General features: G+C 44.3%; 23 protein-coding genes and 1 pseudogene. 15 read left to right on the forward strand and 9 right to left on the reverse strand.

Features of this window, described 5'->3' with window-relative positions; all coding sequences use genetic code 11:
* The first annotated feature begins 80 nt into the window (after nt 1–80).
* The 6 genes from truA (at nt 81) to purF (ending at nt 5,954) form a co-directional block, all read left to right on the forward strand.
* On the forward strand, nt 81–875 hold the full coding sequence (gene truA, locus A3712_RS14090) for a tRNA pseudouridine(38-40) synthase TruA (protein WP_063523971.1): 795 nt from the start codon (nt 81–83) through the stop codon (nt 873–875).
* Nucleotides 876–1,050: 175 nt separating this feature from the next.
* Entirely contained in the window at nt 1,051–1,977 is a 927-nt protein-coding gene (gene accD / locus A3712_RS14095; RefSeq protein WP_004740637.1) for an acetyl-CoA carboxylase, carboxyltransferase subunit beta, read from the forward strand.
* A 42-nt stretch (nt 1,978–2,019) separates the two neighbouring features.
* Nucleotides 2,020–3,285 carry a bifunctional tetrahydrofolate synthase/dihydrofolate synthase gene (gene folC, locus A3712_RS14100; RefSeq protein WP_063523972.1) on the forward strand — a complete coding sequence of 422 codons (1,266 nt, stop codon included), beginning with the start codon at nt 2,020–2,022 and terminating at the stop codon, nt 3,283–3,285.
* Nucleotides 3,286–3,852: an SPOR domain-containing protein gene (locus tag A3712_RS14105; RefSeq protein ID WP_008220288.1), complete on the forward strand. Its 567-nt coding sequence runs from the start codon at nt 3,286–3,288 to the stop codon at nt 3,850–3,852.
* A 61-nt stretch (nt 3,853–3,913) separates the two neighbouring features.
* Entirely contained in the window at nt 3,914–4,405 is a 492-nt protein-coding gene (locus tag A3712_RS14110) for a CvpA family protein (protein ID WP_004740640.1), read from the forward strand.
* A gap of 34 nt (nt 4,406–4,439) precedes the next feature.
* Nucleotides 4,440–5,954: an amidophosphoribosyltransferase gene (purF, locus tag A3712_RS14115; protein ID WP_063523973.1), complete on the forward strand. Its 1,515-nt coding sequence runs from the start codon at nt 4,440–4,442 to the stop codon at nt 5,952–5,954.
* A gap of 74 nt (nt 5,955–6,028) precedes the next feature.
* Here purF and A3712_RS14120 read toward each other — a convergent pair whose 3' ends face one another.
* Nucleotides 6,029–6,904, reverse strand: a complete 876-nt coding sequence (locus A3712_RS14120) for a LysR family transcriptional regulator (RefSeq protein WP_004740642.1) — start codon at nt 6,902–6,904, stop codon at nt 6,029–6,031.
* Between the two features lie 228 nt (nt 6,905–7,132).
* Between A3712_RS14120 and A3712_RS14125 the strand changes: the two genes are divergently transcribed.
* The 7 genes from A3712_RS14125 to recR all read left to right on the forward strand — a co-directional run bounded on the left by A3712_RS14125 (nt 7,133) and on the right by recR (nt 13,077).
* The gene (locus tag A3712_RS14125; RefSeq protein ID WP_063523974.1) at nt 7,133–8,236 is read left to right on the forward strand and encodes a response regulator; all 1,104 of its coding nucleotides are present in this window, start codon (nt 7,133–7,135) and stop codon (nt 8,234–8,236) included.
* A 149-nt stretch (nt 8,237–8,385) separates the two neighbouring features.
* Nucleotides 8,386–8,523: a hypothetical protein gene (locus A3712_RS27815; RefSeq protein WP_197465829.1), complete on the forward strand. Its 138-nt coding sequence runs from the start codon at nt 8,386–8,388 to the stop codon at nt 8,521–8,523.
* Nucleotides 8,524–8,597: 74 nt separating this feature from the next.
* Nucleotides 8,598–8,969: a YbaN family protein gene (locus A3712_RS14130; RefSeq protein ID WP_063523975.1), complete on the forward strand. Its 372-nt coding sequence runs from the start codon at nt 8,598–8,600 to the stop codon at nt 8,967–8,969.
* Between the two features lie 161 nt (nt 8,970–9,130).
* Complete coding sequence (gene apt, locus A3712_RS14135; RefSeq protein ID WP_004740646.1) at nt 9,131–9,676, forward strand: adenine phosphoribosyltransferase; 546 nt, start codon at nt 9,131–9,133, stop codon at nt 9,674–9,676.
* Between the two features lie 18 nt (nt 9,677–9,694).
* Complete coding sequence (gene dnaX, locus A3712_RS14140; protein ID WP_063523976.1) at nt 9,695–11,923, forward strand: DNA polymerase III subunit gamma/tau; 2,229 nt, start codon at nt 9,695–9,697, stop codon at nt 11,921–11,923.
* Between the two features lie 152 nt (nt 11,924–12,075).
* Nucleotides 12,076–12,405 carry a YbaB/EbfC family nucleoid-associated protein gene (locus A3712_RS14145; protein ID WP_004740648.1) on the forward strand — a complete coding sequence of 110 codons (330 nt, stop codon included), beginning with the start codon at nt 12,076–12,078 and terminating at the stop codon, nt 12,403–12,405.
* A gap of 72 nt (nt 12,406–12,477) precedes the next feature.
* The gene (gene recR, locus A3712_RS14150; protein ID WP_004740649.1) at nt 12,478–13,077 is read left to right on the forward strand and encodes a recombination mediator RecR; all 600 of its coding nucleotides are present in this window, start codon (nt 12,478–12,480) and stop codon (nt 13,075–13,077) included.
* An 80-nt stretch (nt 13,078–13,157) separates the two neighbouring features.
* Here recR and aqpZ read toward each other — a convergent pair.
* A pseudogene (aqpZ, locus tag A3712_RS14155) lies at nt 13,158–13,822 on the reverse strand (aquaporin Z).
* A 102-nt stretch (nt 13,823–13,924) separates the two neighbouring features.
* Nucleotides 13,925–14,173, reverse strand: a complete 249-nt coding sequence (locus A3712_RS14160) for a YkgJ family cysteine cluster protein (protein ID WP_063523977.1) — start codon at nt 14,171–14,173, stop codon at nt 13,925–13,927.
* Nucleotides 14,174–14,332: 159 nt separating this feature from the next.
* Here A3712_RS14160 and A3712_RS14165 point away from each other — a divergent pair, with 159 nt between their 5' ends.
* Both A3712_RS14165 and A3712_RS14170 read left to right on the forward strand, forming a co-directional pair.
* On the forward strand, nt 14,333–14,773 hold the full coding sequence (locus A3712_RS14165) for a YcgN family cysteine cluster protein (RefSeq protein ID WP_063523978.1): 441 nt from the start codon (nt 14,333–14,335) through the stop codon (nt 14,771–14,773).
* Between the two features lie 364 nt (nt 14,774–15,137).
* On the forward strand, nt 15,138–16,829 hold the full coding sequence (locus A3712_RS14170) for a mechanosensitive ion channel family protein (protein WP_063523979.1): 1,692 nt from the start codon (nt 15,138–15,140) through the stop codon (nt 16,827–16,829).
* A gap of 93 nt (nt 16,830–16,922) precedes the next feature.
* Here A3712_RS14170 and A3712_RS14175 read toward each other — a convergent pair whose 3' ends face one another.
* The 6 genes from A3712_RS14175 to A3712_RS14200 all read right to left on the reverse strand — a co-directional run bounded on the left by A3712_RS14175 (nt 16,923) and on the right by A3712_RS14200 (nt 22,307).
* Entirely contained in the window at nt 16,923–17,207 is a 285-nt protein-coding gene (locus tag A3712_RS14175; RefSeq protein WP_063523980.1) for a putative quinol monooxygenase, read from the reverse strand.
* 55 nt (nt 17,208–17,262) lie between these two features.
* Complete coding sequence (locus A3712_RS14180) at nt 17,263–17,658, reverse strand: VOC family protein (RefSeq protein ID WP_063523981.1); 396 nt, start codon at nt 17,656–17,658, stop codon at nt 17,263–17,265.
* A gap of 82 nt (nt 17,659–17,740) precedes the next feature.
* Complete coding sequence (locus tag A3712_RS14185) at nt 17,741–18,037, reverse strand: ribbon-helix-helix domain-containing protein (protein WP_063523982.1); 297 nt, start codon at nt 18,035–18,037, stop codon at nt 17,741–17,743.
* 125 nt (nt 18,038–18,162) lie between these two features.
* Complete coding sequence (locus tag A3712_RS14190) at nt 18,163–19,740, reverse strand: alkaline phosphatase (protein WP_063523983.1); 1,578 nt, start codon at nt 19,738–19,740, stop codon at nt 18,163–18,165.
* A 187-nt stretch (nt 19,741–19,927) separates the two neighbouring features.
* Nucleotides 19,928–21,820 carry a BCCT family transporter gene (locus A3712_RS14195; RefSeq protein ID WP_063523984.1) on the reverse strand — a complete coding sequence of 631 codons (1,893 nt, stop codon included), beginning with the start codon at nt 21,818–21,820 and terminating at the stop codon, nt 19,928–19,930.
* Between the two features lie 133 nt (nt 21,821–21,953).
* Entirely contained in the window at nt 21,954–22,307 is a 354-nt protein-coding gene (locus tag A3712_RS14200; protein WP_063523985.1) for a hypothetical protein, read from the reverse strand.
* Between the last annotated feature and the right edge of the window lie 142 nt (nt 22,308–22,449).

Consider the following 22,449-nt stretch of genomic DNA (forward strand, 5'->3'; position numbering starts at 1 on the left):
TATAGATTTAGTCCCTTCCTATTTGGGATAGCACTCATTTCCGTATATACTTCTCGCCCATTTTCAAAGAGAACAAGAACATGAAAATTGCTTTAGGTATTGAATATAACGGTACCCACTACTTTGGTTGGCAGCGCCAACGAGACGTGAAAAGTGTCCAAGAAGAATTGGAAAAGGCTCTTTCGGTTGTCGCAAATCACCCAGTAGAAGTTCAATGTGCAGGACGAACGGATGCCGGTGTTCACGGTACGGGACAAGTCGTTCACTTTGAAACCAATGTCGACCGCAAAATGGTAGCATGGACAATGGGTGCAAATGCCAATATGCCTAAGGACATCGCTGTTCGTTGGGCAACAGAAGTGAATGAAGATTTTCATGCTCGCTTCTCTGCAACAGCGCGCCGTTACCGCTATATCATTTTGAACCATGCACTGCGTCCTGGAATCTTGAATTCAGGCGTGAGTCACTATCATGGTCATCTTGATGATAAAAAGATGCATGAGGCTGGTCAGTACCTGCTAGGTGAAAATGATTTCACATCGTTCAGAGCAACGCATTGTCAATCTCATAGCCCGTGGCGAAACATGATTCACTTGAACGTGACTCGACATGGCCATTACATCGTCATTGATATTAAAGCGAATGCATTTGTACACCACATGGTGAGAAACATTACGGGTAGCCTAATTGCTGTCGGTAAAGGTGAACAGAAGCCAGAGTGGATTAAGTGGTTGCTTGAAGCGAAAGACCGTAAGTTGGCTGGAGCGACCGCTAAAGCTGAAGGTCTCTATTTAGTAGACGTGGATTATCCAGAAGAATTTGGTCTTCCAAGAGAGCCAATTGGTCCTCTGTTTCTTCCAGATAATTTGAACTAAATGTGGGACTTAGGTTCAAAAAATATTGCGAAATCGTGCGTAAAATAGCTCAAGAAAATAGGTACAACCAGTTTTTTATCTACACTTGCTGTTTTATGTGCTTTAATCTCCTCGCATAATTCCCAAATTTATTTCTTTCGCAATCAAGCGGAAGAATCGAAAGAAAAGGTCTTCCATGAGTTGGCTTGAAAAGATTTTAGAAAAAAGCAACATCGTAACATCTCGTAAAGCGTCTATCCCTGAGGGTGTTTGGACTAAATGTACTTCTTGTGAGCAGGTGCTTTACCATGCTGAACTAGAGCGTAACCTAGAAGTATGTCCAAAATGTGACCATCACATGCGCATGAAAGCACGTCGCCGCTTAGAAACATTCCTAGACAAAGGTGAGCGTGTTGAACTTGGTACTGATCTTGAGCCGCAAGACAAACTGAAGTTCAAAGACTCTAAGCGTTATAAGGAGCGTATCTCTGCTGCTCAAAAGAACAGTGGTGAAACAGACGCACTTGTAGCAATGAAAGGTGAACTACTAGGTCTACCAATCGTAGCGTGTGCTTTTGAATTCTCATTCATGGGCGGTTCAATGGGCTCTGTAGTAGGTGCTCGTTTCGTTCGCGCTGTAGATGCTGCTATTGAAAACAACTGTGGTTTAGTTTGTTTCTCTGCAAGTGGTGGTGCGCGTATGCAAGAGGCACTAATGTCTCTAATGCAAATGGCAAAAACCAGTGCTGCACTTGAGCGTCTTTCTGCGAAAGGCCTGCCGTTCATTTCAGTAATGACTGACCCGACAATGGGTGGTGTTTCCGCAAGTTTAGCAATGCTTGGTGATATCAACATCGGTGAGCCAAAAGCACTTATCGGTTTTGCTGGTCGTCGTGTAATCGAGCAAACAGTACGTGAAGACCTACCTGAAGGTTTCCAACGTAGTGAGTTCCTACTAGACCACGGTGCTATCGATATGATCGTTGATCGTCGTGAAATGCGTCAGCGCGTAGCTAGTCTAGTTGCAAAAATGACCAATCAGCCTTCACCATTAGTAGTTTCTGTGAACGATTCACCGAATGAAGCTGCTTATGAAGTACCAGAAGCGCCAGAAAAAGGGTAAAGTACCTTCTAACAAACCAACTTTATTATGGTTACGAGTTAGATGAGTCAACAACCTATTCCTCAAGCCACATCCTCTTTGGAGATGTGGCTTGATTATTTATCAAACATCCACACCAGTGCTATTGATCTTGGGCTAGACCGAGTTCAGGCCGTCGCCTCTAAGGCAAATCTTACCAAACCTGCGAAACACGTAATTACTGTTGCCGGAACCAATGGTAAAGGCTCAACGTGCGCACTGATGGAAGCCATTCTATTAGATGCGGGATACTCTGTTGGTGTCTACAGCTCTCCCCACTTAATTCGCTACAACGAACGTGTTCGTATCAACGGCCAAGATCTATCTGATGAAAAGATGGTTCAGTCTTTTGATTTTATTGAAAAAGAACGTGGTGAGATCAGCCTTAGTTTTTTCGAATACGGTACTTTGGCCGCGTTACGTGCTTTTCAAACGGAAGCGGTCGATGTTGTGTTGCTAGAAGTTGGTTTAGGTGGCCGCTTAGACGCAACCAACATTGTTGATCACGACGTTTCTGTGATTACGAGCTTGGCAGTAGACCACGTAGATTGGCTTGGTGATGACATCAATGTGATTGGCTTTGAGAAAGCGGGTATTTATCGTAGCGGTAAGCCAGCTATCTGTGGCCAACCTAAGCCGCCAGCGACGGTTGCTGCACATGCAGATGATATCAAAGCTGAGTTTTATCAGGTCGGTATTCAATATACCTATGCTGTTGATGGCGATACGTGGAACTGGCATAGCGGTGCATTCCAACTGGAGTCGCTTCCTATCCCAACATTACCACTCCCTAACGCGGCAACGGCATTGATGGCACTAGGCACATCAGAATTAGATATTAGCGATGTGAACGTGGTTAATGGTTTGAAGAACGCTCAGCTTCCTGGTCGAATGCAACAAATTAGCGACCAGCCTGTGATTGTGCTTGATGTGGCTCATAACCCACATTCAGCAGAATACTTTGCACAGCAAGTTACTAAAAAATATGCGGGCAAGAACCTGCACGTTGTAGTCGCTATGCTTCATGACAAAGACATTCCAGCGACATTAGAAGTGTTAGCGCCAATTGCAGCACACTGGTACCCAGCTTCTTTACAAGGGCCACGTGCGGCAACGGCAGCTGAACTTTGTCAAAGCCTTCCTCAAGGTGTTGAGCAGCATACAAATCCGGTTGTGGCGTTTGAGGGGGCTCTAGCATCAGCGAAAGGTGAAGATGATGTCGTGTTGGTGGTCGGTTCTTTCCATACAGTAGGGGAAGTATTAGAGCATTGGCAGAAAAAAGGAAACTAGATGGCAAGTAAATTTCAGAGCCGCTTAGTCGGCACCATCATTTTAGTGGCCATTGGCGTGATTGTATTGCCAGATGTGCTCGATGGTAAAAAGCTTCACTATAAAGAAGAGTTTGCAAGCATTCCTATTAAGCCTGAACTTGATAGCAATGTAGAAGTGTTTGAGGTGCTTGACCCAGTGGAAGATCAGATTGCACTGCCGGACTCTCCGGTAGAGCGAGTGGTTGAAAGTGGTGGTTCATCAGAAACCCAAACAGCATCGGCTTCTGAAAAAGAAGCGGATAAAGTGGCGGTTGTGGTTAAGCCAGTACCTGAAAAAAATGAGTACCAAGACAGCGCTTGGATCATTCAATTGATGGCTTTGAAGAATGCTGACAACGCGAAAAGCGTGGTTAAGGATTTGCAAAAGCGTGGTTATCAGGCTCACACCAAGCAAGAAAAAACTTTTACGCGAGTAATTATTGGCCCAGATGTTTCTAAATCCAAACTTGAGCGACAAATTAAGGAATTAGAAAAAATTACGGGTTCAAAAGGCCAATTGCTCAAATTTAAACCGTTAAATCCATAAGAAAACGTTTGCGTCAGCATTTTTTCTGTTAAAATGCGCGCCAACTTAAGATGAAGAATTCATGAATTGGTTAGATTTTGTCATTTTAGGCGTGATCGGCTTCTCTGCCGTGATCAGTTTAGTTCGTGGTTTCGCTAAAGAAGCGTTGTCACTCGTTATTTGGTTTGGAGCATTTTTTATTGCTAGCCAGTACTACGCAAAATTAGCGGTGTACTTCACCAATATCGAAGATGAGATGTTTCGAAACGGAACGGCGATAGCAGCATTGTTTGTTGCAACGTTAGTTGTCGGTGCTTTAGTTAACTATGTTATCGGTCAGCTAGTTCAGAAAACAGGCCTGTCAGGTACAGACAGAATCCTCGGTGTCGTCTTTGGTGGCTTACGTGGTGTTTTGATTGTTTCTGCAGTGTTGTTTTTCATGGATGCGTTTACTGCATTCCCAAGTTCTGAGTGGTGGAAGAATTCGCAGTTGGTTCCGGAATTTAGTCGAATCATTGCGCCGTTCTTCGAGCATTTACAAGCAACATCTAGTTTCTTATCTGGCGCGCTATAGCGCCAGTTAATGTCGAAAAATCGAGGATTAGGACATGTGTGGTATTGTTGGAATCGTGGGTTCAACACCTGTAAACCAGTCTATTTATGACGCTTTAACGGTATTGCAGCATCGTGGCCAAGATGCCGCTGGTATTTGTACCATAGAAAGCAATCGTTTTCGTCTGCGTAAGGCGAACGGTTTAGTAAAAGATGTTTTTGAAGCAAAACACATGCAACGCCTCCAAGGTAACGTTGGTATTGGCCATGTTCGTTACCCGACAGCAGGTAGTTCAAGCGCGTCGGAAGCTCAGCCTTTCTACGTAAACTCGCCTTTTGGCATCACGTTGGCTCACAACGGTAACCTAACGAACGCCAATGAAGTTCGTGAAAAGTTGTTCGAAAAAGACCGTCGTCATGTGAACACTACTTCTGATTCAGAAGTGCTATTGAACGTACTGGCTCATGAGATCGATACGGTTAAAGGTAACGTGACTTCAGATGATGTTTTCCGTGCTGTATCAAACGTACACCGCACAATTCGTGGTGCTTACGCAGTAACGGCTATGATCATCGGCCACGGTATGATCGCATTCCGCGACCCACACGGTATTCGTCCACTGTGTCTAGGTAAGCGTAAAGTTGAAGGCAAAACGGAATACATGGTGGCATCTGAATCGGTAGCACTGGATGCTGTTGGTTTCGATTTCATGCGTGATGTGGCGCCTGGTGAAGCTATCTACGTAACATTCGACGGTGAGCTTTTCACAAAGCAATGTGCAGACAACCCACAGCTCAACCCATGTATCTTTGAGTTTGTATACTTTGCACGCCCTGATTCATTCATCGATAAAATCTCAGTGTACAGCGCACGTGTTGAGATGGGTGAATTACTAGGTAAGCGAATTAAAGAAGAGTACTCAGACTTAGACATTGATGTGGTTATCCCAATCCCAGAAACTTCTAACGACATTGCATTGCGCATCGCTCAAGCTATCGACAAGCCTTACCGCCAAGGTTTCGTGAAAAACCGTTACGTTGGCCGTACGTTTATTATGCCTGGGCAGCAACAGCGTAAGAAGTCGGTTCGCCGTAAACTTAATGCGATTCGCTCTGAGTTTAAAGGCAAGAACGTTCTACTGGTTGATGACTCTATCGTTCGTGGTACGACTTCAGAACAGATCATTGAGATGGCTCGTGACTCTGGTGCAAACAAGGTGTTCATGGTGTCAGCGGCTCCTGAGGTTCGCTTCCCTAACGTTTACGGTATCGATATGCCGAGTGCTACAGAGCTGATTGCTCATGGTCGTGACAATGAAACGATTTGTAAGCAGATTGGCGCAGACGCTCTGATCTTCCAAACGCTACCAGACTTGATTTCAGCGGTAGGCATGGGCAACCAAGACATAGCACGCTTCGATACTTCAGTGTTTAATGGCGAATATGTAACAGGTGATATCGACCAAGCATACCTAGATTTCTTAGACTCTCTACGTAATGACGACTCTAAGATTCAGCGTGAGATCCAACAAGATTTAGCGAATCTAGAGTTACACAACGAAGGCGCTTAGTTTTCTTTAGTGACCAGAATATAAAAAACCAGAGCATCGGCTCTGGTTTTTTGTTTTTGAAGCAGGGGATTAACCTAGTGAATGTGGTACGCGATCACAAAATCAATAAACAATCTAACTTTCTCTGGTAGATGGTCTTTGTGGTTATAAAGCATGTAGATGTCACGCGGGTTCGCGCTCCAATCTTCCAGTACTTGTACTAAGCTACCATCTTCAATGTACTCGCGAATCATCACGTCTGGCATCAGTGTGATACCTAGACCCTCAGAGCAAGCTTGTCTCACGACATTTAGTGCGTTTGCGTTGAAGCGACCTTTTTCACTGTTAACTACTGTCTCATCATTCGAGTTACTTAGCTGCCACTTAATCAGTGGGTAGCCTTTAAGCAATGAATGGTTCGCCAGTTCTTCAGCATGGCTTGGTGCAGGGTTCTTCGCTAAATACTCAGGGCTTGCGATAAGAATATCTTTTACTTCACTGATTTTTCGAGCGATGAGGCTTGAGTCGCGTTGCGGGCCCACTCTGAAAATCACGTCCCACTCTGTAGGGTCGAGTTGATCAGCTTGGTTGTTCATCATCAACTCAATATTGATATCTGGGTATTGAGTCATGAAATCGCTGAACATCGGCATCATCATGCGTTTAGTCAGGTTAGAAGGCGCCGTAATGCGGATCTTACCGGAAGCACCTTTACAAACGTCCGTCAGTTCTTCGGCGGTCGAAGAGAGACGTTGGAGCAGCGGAGAGCATTCATTGAAGAAACGTTCGCCAGCCTCTGTTAAGGAGAGTTTACGCGCGTGTCTATTGAGAAGCCTCAGGTTTAGCGAGTCTTCTAGAGCTTGGATGCGTCGTGTGATGGTCGCAACCGGAATCATAGTCTTGCGCGATGTTGCGGTGTAGCTCCCATTTTCAACGACGAGTCGAAAGAGGTTTAAATCATCTAATTTCATAAATCCAGACACATTTGTTTACAATCTCTTCTAATTTATACGTAACATTGAAATCAATGTTTGCGTCATGTCAACTTGTTGCACTATTTACAAGTATTCCAAGCCTTGTCACGAATTACCAGTAAAGAGTGAACATTTGTGTATTTAGCATTTTATTACTAAGTTTTATATTAGCTCTTAAAACAGATAACAATAATAATTCGACTTAGTTTTGTGAGGTTAGAAATTATGTACAAAACTCACAGTCAGCCAGTAATGACCTCGGCAAAGGAAGTGATGAACCAGAAATGCGTAATGTTGGTTGATGATGACCCTATTTTTCGCAGTATAACCGGCGCTTACCTTGAGAAGGTTGGTTATAAAGTGGTTGAGGCTGAAAACGGACTGGACGCTTTGCAGAAGCTCAGAGATGCAGCGCCAGATTTAATTGTGTGTGACTTATCAATGCCGATCTTGGACGGCATCGAGCTTGTAGAAGAGCTCAGTTTAGAGTATCCATCACTGCCTATGATTGTTGTGTCTGCGACAGATGACATGTCTGATGTAGCAAAAGCACTGCGATTTGGTATTAAAGACTTTTTAGCGAAGCCATTAGAAGACCATGGTCATCTAAGCAGTGCGATCGCCAACACATTAACAGATTCGTTCGATAATCTTTCAGATCAACGAGATTTCTCAAGCCAGTGGTTTTGTGTGGATGATGGAGGAGAGATCCCGGAAGACCAAGAATTACATTGGCACCTGAATTACTTACAGGACAACCCAAGCGCAGCAAGAGATTTGTTACACGCGTTGTTACCGGACAAAGACACAAGACAAGGCTCATGGCGTTGTAGCTACCGTTTGTTGCAATCAATGGAGATGATGCCACTTGTCTTCGATTATGCGTGGACGATGAATGGGCAGTTTGCTTTCTACCTTGTCGATTCAGCGTCTTCTGAAAATGGCGGCTCTGCGACTACTTTGTTAGTAAGAGCTTTGTTCCACGATTACTTAAGAAACAGAAAAGATTTTAGTACTGACCTCAAAGATATCGCTGAAATTTTGGAGAAAGGGATTCGCTGCTCGGCATGCTCAACACCTGTCAACGCGCTGTTTGGTGTTGCTAACCTTGCAGAGGGCACCATTTCAATTTTGCCTGCGGGTCTAGATGGGCGTTGGTCAAATAGAGAAATGAATCAACATATTGCAGCAGGTGAACGCTTAGGCGATAACTGTCAAAAGAACTTTATCACCAGAGATTTACCAATAGAGCAGGGCTGTCAGCTGTCGTTGAGCCTGCTTGGAGCGGCGAGTTTCAGCTTGGATATACACCAAGGGACAACCGATTAACCCTATATTTCCTCGGTTTTTGTGAATAATTGATTAAGGTATAGTTGCGCAAATGGTGTGACTATGCCTTTTTTGTTAAATGTCGATTTAGCAAAGAGGGTTTGGTCCGCCACTGGACTTACCTTTACTAACAAAAACAAGAAGCAATCATGGCAGATAATCAAGACTTTAAAGACCCGTTTAATGTATTCTACTTTTTAGGCTTTCTAGCCACATTTTTAATGATTCCATTACTACCAGCAACACTAACGTTGATCCGAGTATTTAATGGCTACGCAACATTTTAGTTAAGCTGTCGTCGCCAAATGGTGATAGCTAACTCAAGGAGGCCACAATTAGCGTTCGAGTTTTAAGCCTGAATATTGCTGGTGGCCTTTGTATCTTTCTTGCAGTTCTAGGGATTGTATTACCCGTTCTGCCAACCACTCCATTTCTTCTTCTTGCTAGCGCATGTTTCATGCGAAGCAATCCTAAAGTTAACAAATGGATGCATGAGCACAAAACGCTCGGTCCTCTGTTAGAAAACTGGTATCAACACGGCGCTGTCACTAAGCAAGTTAAAACGCGTGGCGTATTCTTTATCTTGTTGAGCTTTACGTTATCTATCTACTTTGCTCCACTCATTTGGGTCAAGGTTTTCCTAATTTGTGTACTTGTTATTCTTCTCACATGGTTTATGCGACTTCCAACCCATGAGTTGGTTGCTGACAGCAAAGAAAATCACTACCATTAAGCCAGTGTGCCTGCTTGTATAGTGGGCGTTTATTATTTCAGCAATCAGAGTTGTGACTCTCGTTGCAATGAATACCAATCGTACCTTTCCTTAATTTCAAGCGTTGATGTTTGATTCGTCAACCAGAGTTTGGAAAGCGGCCTAATGAAGTGCATAAGATTATGAACACAGAAAAAATCTCTCTGATCAAAGCAAGCATCAAAAGCATTCCTGATTACCCTAAAGCGGGTATTTTGTTCCGTGACGTAACAAGCTTGATGGAAGACCCAGCAGCTTACAAAGCGACTATCGAGTTGTTAGCGGAAACATACAAGGACATGGGCTTTACTAAGATCGTTGGTACTGAAGCTCGAGGTTTCCTATTCGGTGCGCCTTTAGCACTAGAACTAGGTGTTGGCTTCATTCCTGTGCGTAAGCCGGGCAAACTGCCTCGTGAAACTGTGGCACAATCTTATGAGCTTGAGTACGGTACAGACACGCTAGAAATTCATACTGATGCTATCGTTGAAGGCGACAAAGTGCTGATGGTTGATGACCTACTAGCAACTGGCGGTACGATTGAAGCGACAACAAAGTTGATTCGTCAGCTTGGTGGTGTGGTGGAGCACGCTGCATTTGTAATTAATCTTCCAGAAATCGGTGGTGACAAGCGCTTAGAAGGCTTAGGTCTAGAAGTGTTTAGCATCTGCGAATTCGACGGCCACTAATCCTTTTCGGAATTATTCATGAGCTATCTTGCGTTAGCGCGAAAATGGCGACCAACCAAATTCAAAGAAGTGGTTGGTCAAGCCCATGTTTTAACAGCATTAGAGAATGCCCTTAGCCAAAATAGGTTGCATCACGCGTACCTATTTAGCGGAACACGCGGTGTCGGTAAAACGACCATCGGCCGCTTGTTTGCTAAGGGACTTAACTGTGAAACAGGCATTACTTCAACCCCTTGTGGTGAATGTGCAACTTGTAAAGAGATCGATGAAGGTCGCTTTGTTGACCTGCTAGAGATCGATGCGGCATCACGTACCAAGGTAGAAGATACCCGCGAGCTTCTGGACAATGTTCAGTACAAACCTGCGCGTGGTCGCTTTAAGGTTTACCTTATCGATGAAGTACACATGCTTTCTAGGCACAGTTTCAACGCGCTTCTAAAGACGTTAGAAGAGCCGCCTGAGTATGTGAAATTCTTGCTTGCAACGACTGATCCACAAAAACTGCCAGTAACTATCTTGTCGCGTTGTCTGCAGTTCCATTTGAAACCGATCAGCGTTGATAATATTCACGAGCAGCTCGACCATATTCTTGAACAAGAGAAGGTAACCTTTGAGTCTCGTGCTCTTGGAATGATTGCTCATGCTGCCGACGGTAGTATGCGTGATGCCTTGAGCCTGACAGACCAAGCTATCGCATTAGGCAACGGCAATATCTTGACTGATACGGTTGCTCACATGCTTGGCACATTGGATACTGACCAAGCGATCCATCTACTTGAGGCTATAAGCAGTAAGCAGCCTCAAGAGGCGATGGCTTGTATACAAAACCTTGCTGAGAATGGCGTAGAGTGGGATGGTTTACTGAATCAACTTGCTGCTCAACTTCATCGTCTCGCCATGTATCAAGCGTTGCCGTCTACCTTAGACAAAGCTCAGCCTGACGCAGAGAAGCTTGAACTGCTTAGCAAAGCGTTAAGCCCACAAGATATTCAGCTTTATTACCAGATAGTGCTAAAAGGTCGTGAAGACTTACCATTATCGCCAACCGCACGTGTTGGTATTGAGATGGTTGTTTTACGTATGTTGGCATTTAGGCCTGCAGAGCAAAATGTCGCAACGGCTATCTCTACTCAGTCGACAAGCCCTGTCGCTGCACCGGTTCAGAATCAAGTTCAGTCGGTTAGTCAACCAGCGCCAACGGCCGCTCCGAGACAGCAGCAGGCTCCTCAAGCGATGCAGCAGCAACCTGTACATCGAGCACTGCAGCAAAGTCCGGCTCAGTATCCAAATTCGCAAGGCTACTCTGAGCATTCTGGTCATCAAGGTTATCCAGAACAGGATTACCCGCACAACCAGTATGATGCCCCGCCAGCTTATGACGAACGTCCAAGCTACGGTTCAGAGCAGTCGATGAGTCCTATGACTCAACAAGCACAGCCTCAGCAGCAAGCGAGCTATCAGAATCAAGCTCCGGCTCAGCCACAAAATGTTGCACCGTCTGCGCCTGAAGGGCAGCCTGCTCGTCCGGCATCACCTGTCAGTGGTTTACGCCATCAATTACGCTCTCAGCGTAGAGGTAACGCAGTACAGGACAGCAAAGGTTCAGCGCCAAAAAAAGCTAAAGCGGCACCAGCTAAAACTTCAGTTCTTGACCGAGTTGCTCAACAACACGGTAGTTCTGAGCGGGTGTCGCCAGCTTCTTCACCAACCTCTCCGACAGAAAATGTTACCAATGATAATGAACCTTATCGCTGGAAACCGTCTAAACCTGTTGTAAAAGAGGCGAGTAAAGAGCTTACACCTACTCAGATCAAGCGAGCGCTAGAGCACGTCAAAACGCCAGAAATGGTAGAAAAGTTGCTTAACGAGTCGATTGCTCAAGATGAGTGGTCTGCCACGATTCAAAAGCTAGAGACAGCTAAGCTTGTTGAACAGTTAGCGTTGAACTCTGTATTTACTAAGAATGATACATCGATAACGCTAACCTTGAGATCGAGCCAAGCTCACTTGAAAACGGATCGAGCGCAGAGTGAACTGTTACAGTCTCTCAATACGGTACTCGGAGAAGAGTGTCACTTGAGCGTCGAAATCGGCGATGGTGGTGAAACACCACTAGAATTACGAGAAAGGCTCTACCAAGGCAAGTTGAAAGACGCGTTTACCAGTTTGGAAAACGATGCCAACGTACAGTTTATCGAAAGACGCTTCGCTGCAGAGCTCGACAGAGATAGTGTTCGTCCTATCTAACGTTAATTTTGATTTAGTGATGGGCGTATCATCTTAGATACGTCGATCGAAGAACTGAACACCGAGGGGTTGAATCACACTGCTTTAACCCCCACTTAAGCGCTTATAGCGTAATAAATTTTAATAAACCAATTAGACCAGAGAGTATTAACATGTTTGGTAAAGGCGGTATGGGCAACATGATGAAGCAAGCCCAGCAAATGCAAGAGCGCATGCAAAAGCTTCAAGAAGAAATCGCAAATATGGAAGTAACAGGTGAATCTGGTGCTGGCCTTGTAAAAGTAACAATCACTGGTAGCCACAGCGTTCGCCGTGTTGATATCGATGAAAGCCTAATGGAAGACGATAAAGAGATGCTTGAAGATCTTATCGCTGCTGCTTTCAACGATGCGGCTCGTCGTGTTGAAGAAACTCAAAAAGAAAAAATGGCTAGCATCACTGGCGGAATGCAACTTCCACCAGGCATGAAGATGCCTTTCTAAGCGACTTATTTCTAAGGGTTCGTTCTTGCCTTACTTGAGCGGACCGTTATTTGAAAATTAGAACGGTTAAATATGCGTACCAGTCATATGCTGGAGCATTTGATGGAGGCCTTACGTTGTCTACCTGGGGTTGGTCCCAAGTCGGCGCAGCGTATGGCCTTTCATTTGTTACAGCGCGATAGAAAAGGCGGCCTTCAGTTGGCTGATGCTCTTAGCCAAGCAATGACAGAAATTGGCCATTGCAATGAGTGTCGTACTTTTACTGAAGAAGATACCTGCCACATTTGTACCAACCCTAAACGTCAGGAAAATGGTCAAATCTGTGTAGTAGAAAGCCCAGCTGATATTGCAGCTATCGAAGCAACTGGCCAATACTCTGGTCGTTACTTTGTGCTTATGGGGCACCTTTCACCACTTGATGGTATTGGTCCAAGTGACATCGGCCTCGATGTTTTGGACTACCGCCTACGTCGTGGTGATATCTCTGAAGTAATCCTAGCGACTAACCCAACTGTTGAAGGGGAAGCGACAGCGCATTACATTGCTGAGCTGTGTAATGCCCATGAAGTGAACGCTAGCCGAATCGCTCATGGTGTTCCCGTTGGTGGTGAGCTAGAACTGGTGGATGGCACCACGCTTTCACACTCATTACTCGGTCGTCATAAGATCTAAAAAAGCCGCTTGGTGAATCATCACTAAGCGACTTTTTCGTTTATTATTTACAGCTTATTTTATCCAACTCTTCTCAGAGCTTAATACGAGCCTCGAACGGTTTTGTATATTACCGCACCGATCACCGCACCAATAATTGGAGCAATCCAGAATAGCCATAGTTGAGAAACGGCCCAGTCACCAACAAATACCGCTACACCGGTACTCCGAGCTGGTTTCACAGAGGTATTGGTTACTGGAATACTTATAAGGTGAATCAAGGTTAAACAGAGACCAATCGCGATGGGTGCAAATCCCGCGGGTGCTTTAGAATCAGTCGCTCCCATATACCATGGTCATCACCACCTCACAGGCCAGTGCTGCGGTTAGTGAGTAACCAACGGGAGACTACTCTCCAAAGCCATTAGACGCGAAACCTGACGAAACAGCATCAAAGCCAGCTTGGCCGGAGGCAATCACAAATAATACGCCGCCAGCAATAATGCCGCCGAGTACTTGAGCAATGATGTAAGGGACAACATCTTTGGCATAAAACGACCATCTGTCCAAAGGCCTATAGTGACAGCTGGGTTGAGGTGGCAACCGGATATATGCCCAATAGCGAAAGCCATGGTGAGTAAGGTTGAACCAAAGGCAAGAGAGACCCCTAGTAGGCTAATGCCTGTATCGGGAAAAGCGGCGGCTAAGACGGCACTACTACAATCAACCAAAACGTACCAAACATTTCTGCTATATACCTATTCATAACGATCTTTATTAATCTGTACCAGTATCGAGAAGATAGTTTAGATTTTGCAAAATTGTAAAATCTTGGGCATATAGATGTCAGAAAATGGAAGAGGTATGACTAAGTGATTGCCTCAAGTTCGATTAAGTTGTCGAGTGCTTCTTGATCGGTTTTGCCGCAAATAACAGGGCAAGCTTTGAATTGATGACACACTTTAGGACGTGAGTCTTGACCAAACAGTTTACAAAGATTCTTATCGTTTAATTGAATGCAGCGTACACCCGCAGGCTTACCATTCGGCATTCCAGGAATAGCAGACGTAATACTCGGAGCAATACAGCATGCTCCACAACCTAGGCGACATTCCATCAAATTAAACTCACTAAATAACAGGGTGCGCGATAGTAGCAAAAAATAATGGGAGTGACAGCTATTGATTGGATCACATAATGAACAATTTTTATCCTTGAACTTTTTATGGGCTAACGGTATAACACGCACCCCAGTAAAAGAGTAAGAAGCAATCCTATGACGAATCCATTTTGGCAAGAAAAGACACTAGAGCAGATGTCCGAGCAAGAGTGGGAATCTCTGTGCGATGGTTGTGGTAAGTGTTGCCTACATAAGCTTATGGATGAAGATAGCGATGAAGTTTACTACACCAATGTGGCGTGCAGCTGGCTGAATGACAAAACGTGTTCTTGTAAGGACTACCCAAACCGTTTCACTTCAGGTGAAGAGTGTTTGAAGCTGACTCGTGACAAGATCGACGAGTTCCATTGGCTACCGGATACTTGTGCTTACCGTCTTCTATCCGAGTCTAAGCAGATCCCAGAGTGGCACCCATTAATCACTGGTTCTAAGTCTGAAATGCACGCTGCGGGTGAAAGCGTTCGAAACAAAGTCGTGTACGAAATTGATGTTGTGGATTGGGAAGACCACATCCTTAACCATCCAAATCGCTCGTAGATGCATTTTAACAAGCCTTTCATAGTGAAGGGCTTGTTTCTTTTGTGAGGGAATGAATCTTGTTTTAGATTTATCAAAGCAGTGTAGATAAATAATGCAACTATTACAGATGCTATGAGAATTGCGGGGTTTAAAAAGGACGAATGACTTTTATAGATTCAAGTCTAACTAAGGAAAATTAGAAGTGACATCGCCCACTTCTTAATCATCAGAGGGAAGTTTGGGCCTTAATGGGAACTTTTGCATTTAATTAACTCAATGCTGCTCGGTTTTTTGACTTGTGCTGTAAACTTAAAGTATTAAATCATCACTGTTTACATCGCCGTTTTGAATTATTACAGGTTGAGAATCTTACGAGGTGAAAATGAAGTTATTGTCTCCAGTGAAAGTACATCTTACACCCTTGTTGCTTTTAATTACGTTTTTGGCTTTAAGCTCGTATTCTTTCCTTGTTCAAGCAACGGAAAGTGGTGATGCAATAGCAAAGTTACCAAAGGTTTCTGCCGCGGAAAAGGCTATTAATAATATAAACCAAGACATTATTGATTTGTCTGAAAGTTTAAAGTTAGCAAGTGGTGACGAGCGTGATGCGCTGCAACTACAACTTTTCCAAAAAAATGAGGAGTTGAGAAGTCGCCTTTTGACCGCAATAAATAATAAATCGATTCCCCATGAACAGCTCATCAAATTAGTACAAATTCAAGAAAAATACTCAAAGGATTCTGTTGCCTACCTTGATGATAAGATCAAAAAGTTGAACGAAGATCTTAACTCCACGAAAGGCGAGAGGAAGCTCGCATTAGTCAACGAGTACCGTGAACTTCAGCAATATTTGGATGTTAGCTACGAGTCCCGTTGGCAAAATTTAAATTGGTTGAGGGTGCTGGGTGTCCAGGACGAAGATGCGGACGTTGATCTGAAAGAGGGTGTTGATAAGCGTATGCGAATGCTATCTGCATCGATTCAGTACCTGAAGCAGCAAAGTGAGGTCATCAACTCACAAGTTTCCTCAAGCCCAGAAACAGAAAAAGCAACTTTGCAGTTAAGCCAATTAATCGTAAAACAGCGCTTAAATATTGCTACAGAAAGTTTGCGTTCGCTTATTTCAATTGGCGATGAAGTTGATATTGAGACGTCGGAGTACAAACGTCAGATTTTCGAGGTAACCGGTAGCATCACCCATGATTTACTTAATAAAAAAGTTATTCTGTCTATTTTAAGTCATTGGTCAAATTCAGCTATCGACTGGTTGGCAGACAATGCACCGCAACACATCTTTCAGCTGTTTGTGTTTGCTCTGATTCTTTTGATTGCCCGTGTTTTAGCGAGATTAACCCGCAAGGTAGTGAGTAAAACGGTTGCATCGAAGAACCTAAAAATGTCGCATTTGATGCAAGACTTCTTTATCTCAATGTCGGGCAAAGGAGTATGGGTCATTGGTATCATGGTTGGCTTATCACAAATCGGTCTTAACCTCGCTCCAATCCTTACCGGTTTCGGTATTGCTGGTGTGATCATCGGCTTTGCATTGCAAGATACGCTATCGAACTTTGCAGCGGGTATGATGCTGCTTATTTACCGTCCGTTTGATGTCGGTGATTTTGTTTATGCTGGTGGTGTTGATGGTAAAGTTAGCCACATGAGCTTGGTAAACACTACTATCCGAACGTTCGACAACCAAATCATCATCGTGCCAAACAGCAAGATCTGGGGTGATGTGATCAAGAACGTGACGCACGAACGTACTCGTCGTGTTGATATGGTATTTGGTATTGGTTACGCAGATGACCTGCTAAAAGCAGAAGGAGTGTTGAACGATATTCTTACTTCACACCCATCAGTACTGCGCTCACCAGAGCCAAACATTAAGGTGCACACGTTAAATACTTCATCAGTGGACTTTATTGTTCGGCCTTGGGTGAAGACTGACGATTACTGGGATGTGTATTGGGATGTGACTAAAGAAGTGAAACTGCGTTTCGATCGTGAAGGCATTTCGATTCCATTCCCACAGCAAGATGTGCATCTGCATATGGTAGAAAAGAAAGAGTCGTAAGCTTTGTCTGTTATCTATCCAATAAATTTTACCAACAAAAAAAGGCGCTCAACATGAGCGCTTTTTTGTTGGTTCATCGATAGGGCTTCAAGATTAGATCTCGTTGAAGAAAGTGATTGTTGGTTCACAGACAAGTAAGCCATCAATCTCAGCCAGAAGCGATTGAAAATGTGCCGTGTTGCAATGTGCGTCAAACGCAGCTTGGTCTGCAAACTGCTCTTGGAACAAGAATTGGCTTGGATCGTTTTTATCTTGGAACAATTGGTAGCGTAGGCAGCCGGTCTCGTTTCGAGTCGGTTCTAGCATGGCTTCTAGCGCTTGCTTAAGTTGTGTAATGGTGTCTATTTTTGCGTGAAATGCAGCAGTTAAATGAATCATAGTTGTATTTACTTCTTTGTTGTTATGGAAGGTATCTTTATGACTGATACCGTTACTAAAGGTATCGACCTTGACGCTGCAGAAACTCAATTTTGTAGCCGTCCGGATCAGTAATGAAGAAAAATGTCGCCAAGTGTCTTTCCTGATGATAAAAGACTTTGATGCCACTGGTTTCAATATCCAGTGAGGTGAGGTGTCGGTGAGTTGCGGCAATGTCTTTTACACTGACAGCAAGATGACCATAGCCATTGCCGTGTGTGTAAGGCTCGCTTTGATCGTGATTATGGGTGAGCTCTAGCTCGAAGTCCGTTTCGGGATTGGCTAGATAAGTAAGAGAAAAGCCGTCGAATACGTATTGTTCTTTGATTTCTAGCTCAAGTGCGTCACGGTAAAACTTAAGGGAACGCTCCAGATCACTTACGCGGATCATGGTATGAATCATTTTTGTCATGAGTACTCCTTAATATCGCGCTAAGACTAATTGGTTTTAGCGCGCAATAGGTAGTACTCGGGTACGACAATAAAATTAGGGCTTAGCTGAGCTCGTTAGAGGCTTGAGAAAGGGTCGTTTGCGGTTGGCGCGCGTAAGTGAGGCAAGCACAGCGTAGTAGTGATGCGAAGTTATTGACTTCACCATTGTGTTCTAACGCTTCTTGGTAAACCGCACTGATAAACTTAGGTACTGTCATCTCTTGAGCTGAAGCAATTTCTTCAAGAATTAGCCAAAAGCTCGATTCTAATTTGACACTGGTGGCATGGCCATCAATGCGGATAGATCGGGTGATAAATTGATAATTTTCCTGAGGTTGTCTAGCAAATATTTCACACATGTGATGTTGTTTGTTTTATAAATTATTTGTAAATATTGGCGTTTGAGACGCAGATCGTCAACTATTTTGAGCATAAAAAACGCCCTCAAATGAGGGCGTGAAAGAATATATGTGCTGAATATGGATTATTTGATTTGCTCGATAAGGTACTCGCCTACTTGTGAGTGATGCATGATTTTTGATACGGGTAATATCTTTTCTGCTGGTCCCCAAGCAAACACATTCACAGGTGTATGGGTGTGTGTGCCTGTGCCCCAAACGATGTTTTGACCTGTTGCTTGCTCTCGAGCAAGTAGGTTGCCGCGATCGTTGTAAGGGAAGAAGGCATCGAAATCGTTGATGGCTGGTACATTCTCCTCCGAAAGGTACTTGTGTTGCGCCAGTCGATATGGGTTTGGCTTACTTGCTAGTACCTTTTTCGCTTGTTCTGCGGTGATTGGAAATTCACTATTTTTGTTCACGATCTCGGCGAATTTCTCAGGCGTTTGCTCTGCTTTGTCGAGTTTTTGATATTCACTGATCATGCCGTAGTAGCTTTGTTTCTGATTGTATAAACCATCAAGAATATCGAAGGCACCGAAGTTAAAGTTTGGCGCATAATCACGATCGGTAAAGGCTTCTCCCGGGCGTTTTTGTGGCTTTGGTAGCTTACTTGATGAATAGCTAAAGCCGAAAGAGCCAGTTTCATGGTCTGCAGTCACGATTACGATGGTGTCTTCACGACCTTTTGCCCATTCGTATACCGTTTGAATTGCTTCATCAAACTTAAGCAGTTCGTGCAGCATAGTGCCTGCATCATTACTATGCCCAGCCCAATCTATTTGACCGCCTTCAACCATTAGGAAAAAGCCATCTTCATCTTTTGATAAGACGTTAAGCGCTTTTTGCGTCATCTCTTTTAAGCTCGGTTGTGTGCGCTCGCCACTCAGCTTTTTATTGCTATATGCGATGCCATCGTCCATGCCAGAGTACGCGAATAGACCAAGTAATTTGTCGCCTTTTGCGTTTTCGAGCATATTTCGGTTAAATGCCAACTGATAGCCGTTTTTCTGTGCTTCAGCAAGAAGGTTTCGGTCGTCTTTACGTTTTGACTTGAGGTAAACGTCACCTTGAGTCAGTTGCTCAAGTTGCTTATAAGTTTCACCTTTGTCGTTGGTCGACTTAGGAATCCAATGACGTAGCCCTCCAGAAAGCATCACATCGACACCTGTTTCCAGCATATCGCTAGCAATATAGTTTTCTAGAGAGCGGTGTGGCTGATGCGCGGCGAATGCGGCAGGTGTAGCATGAGTTAAGCGCGTATCGGAAACCAGCCCGGTTGCTTTACCCGCTTTTTTTGCTTTCACCAGCACGGTTTCTACGTGATTACCTTGGGAATCAATACCAATAACTTCTGAACCTGTGTAGATACCTGTAGCAAGCATGGTTGCGGAACAAGCAGAGTCGACCACAATTGCATCTTCTGGGTGGGTAAGAGATGAACCAATCACGCCTTCTTGAGCAAGCTGATAAAGGGCGGTCTTTTGACCTTTATAGATTGAGTTAGGTGCTTGGTTTGCATAAGTCTCTAATAAGCCAACTTGTTGAGGTCCCATACCATCGCCAATCATTAGAATGACATTTTTGATCTCTGCTGAAAGTACATTGAATGAGATTGTTGACGTTGCCACCGCGGCAATAACAGGTTTCATAAATTGCTTCATTGTTTATCCCTTTTTATATAAGCAGGGTGATTAAAACACTCTAATATGTCAACTCTGTTTCATATTTATTTTATAAATATAAAATTGAGCAATAACTCAAATCTTTGGAATAGAAATAAAAAAGGCTCACATTTCTGTGAGCCTTTGGATTATTTAGGAGGGCCGAAACTCGTGGGCAGCGTCATGGCTAAAGTAAAGCAAGCGGTAAGTCTGCAACCACTTGGTTGAACGCGATTCGAGCATTCTGAGCCAGCTCAGATAACTCGACCTTTTTCGCTTGTGCGGCACTAAGATTACTCTCGGCCTGCTCAAGTGCTTGCTGCAGGTTCTCTGGTAACTCGTGAGTTTCCATTTGTGAACCTTGTTCTAGCACATAAGCGCGAATTTCTTTTTTCACTGTTGCTAGTTCTGTATAAGCAACACGCTCAAGCTCTGCGGCTTCTTGCGCAGCGTCTCTCTCTCTCTCAAACTGAGCCAGTGCAATACCTTCAGCTGACCATGGGTCCATGTCCGGCAGCTCTTCGATATTGATGGTTGGTTCGATATACGCATCTTGGTGACGTAAATCGAGGCTAGTTGCTCGCACTGCTGAAATCATCAACATCGCAGAGATAGCCAGTAGCGGTAGGCCACCAACAATCGCTGCAGTTTGTAACGTACTCAAGCCACCCAAGAACATCAGAATCGTTGGTAAGAACGACAGTGTGAATGCCCAGAACATACGGTTCCAACGCATTGGTTCTTCTGTCACGTTGTTCTGAACAACAGAAGCCAGGATGTATGAGATAGAGTCAAAGGTAGTCGCAGTGAAAATGATACACAGTAGTGTAAACACTGCGATAACGATTGTGCTCATCGGTAACTGCCCTAGCATCGAGAAGATCGCTTTGGTTGCGCCTTCATCGTTAAGCACAGCTACAACATCTAGCTCGCCAGAAAGCTGCAGAGATAGACCGTAGTTACCCAATATCATGAAGAATAGGAAACAGCCCAGAGAACCAAAGAAGATAGAACCTGACACCATTTGTTTGATGGTTCTGCCGCGAGAGATACGCGCTACAAATAGACCCATGCTTGGTGCAAATACTAGCCACCACGCCCAGTAGAAAATCGTCCAGTCTTGTGGGAAGTGCGTGTTTTCAAATGTGCCGTAGCCACCAAATGGTTCAGCCCATGTCGCCATTACGAAGAAGTTAGACAGCAGACGACCAATCGAATCTAAGCCTGTTTCCAGCATGAAGATCGTCGGGCCGACAATCAGTACGAATGCCAATAGACCCATTGCACCCCAGAAGTTGATGTTACTTAGGATCTTAATGCCTTTTTCTAAACCCGCGTAAGACGAGTAAGCAAAAATAGCAGTACACACTAAAAGAACAGTCACTTGTGTCAGGTTGTTTTTCGGCAAGCCAAACAGGTGATTCAAGCCTTCAGTGATTAGAGGAGCTGCTAAACCTAAGGTTGTTGCTGCGCCGCCTAATAGGCCGAAAATGAATAGGATATCAACGATCTTTCCTGGTACGCCTTTACTACGGTGTTCACCAAGAACAGGCATTAATGCACTTGAGATCTTTAGAACAGGTTGTTTACGTACGTAGAAGAAGTAAGCGATAGGAATTGCCGGGATCAGGTAGATAGACCATGCGATAGGTCCCCAGTGGAACAGACCGTAAGTTGCAGCCCAGCGCACTGCTTCTTCACTGCCAGGTTCTAATTGGAAAGGAGGGGATTGGTAGTAGTAAGCCCACTCAATACAGCCCCAGTACAAGATACTTGCACCGATACCACCGCAAAACAGCATTGCAGCCCAAGAAGCGGTTTTAAACTCAGGTTCTTCATCAGCTTCGCCAAGTTTAATTTGTCCCATATCACTGAACACCACGTACACCATAAATGTACAAGCCGCGAGGCCGAGCGCAAGGTATAGAAAACCAAGTTGGTCGGTCATGAATGTTTTCGCAATCGCAATCCAATCTGCACCTTGAGCTGGGAACAGAATGAGCGGGAAAACTATCGTGAGGAGTAGTGCAATCGCACCAAAGAAGGTTGGTTTATCGATAAGCTCAAAAGTGTTTTTCACGAGTATTATTCCATTTAAATGAGAGCGGAATTATGGAATGAACTCGTTTTTCTGACCTAATCGGGTCTATTGTCGTGACGACAAATCGCTTTTATTTTGAATAAAATACGATCAAAGAACTAAGCAGGTAAGGCTATATTAGAGCAAGAAGAATGCCGCCGACCGTTGCCGCTGCGGACAAGTATTGCCCCGCTGAATAAGAACCGTCATCCTCTTCTTCGATCTTGTCTGGGTGATCCATACCTAGAGCGCCGTGAGCAAATGATTCAACTTTATCGGTAACGGTCGCGTTTTCTGCTTCAACTTTCTTCGCTTCTTTCTCGATTTCTTTAAGAGCAGATAAGAGCGCTTTGCCCTCTTCAGAAAGCTTAACCGTGTTTTGCTCAACCTTAAGCGGCGCAGGCTTTTCAGCTTCGCTAGCTGAACTCTTAGCGTTCATCTGCGAAGGTGAATACAGCTGAGTGTTACTCGTTCCTACTGGCGTCATATAGATCTCCTTACCTATCCTTAAACATAGTATCGGCAGAGGTGTGAAAAACTTGTGCAATTAATCATCGATAGTGATGTTTTTTTATTCGCACATTACATTTTCTTCTGCTTGATCAAAATTGCTTGTTAAATAAGCAATT

Source organism: Vibrio sp. HI00D65 (assembly GCF_001635455.1).
Taxonomy (GTDB): Bacteria; Pseudomonadota; Gammaproteobacteria; order Enterobacterales; family Vibrionaceae; genus Vibrio.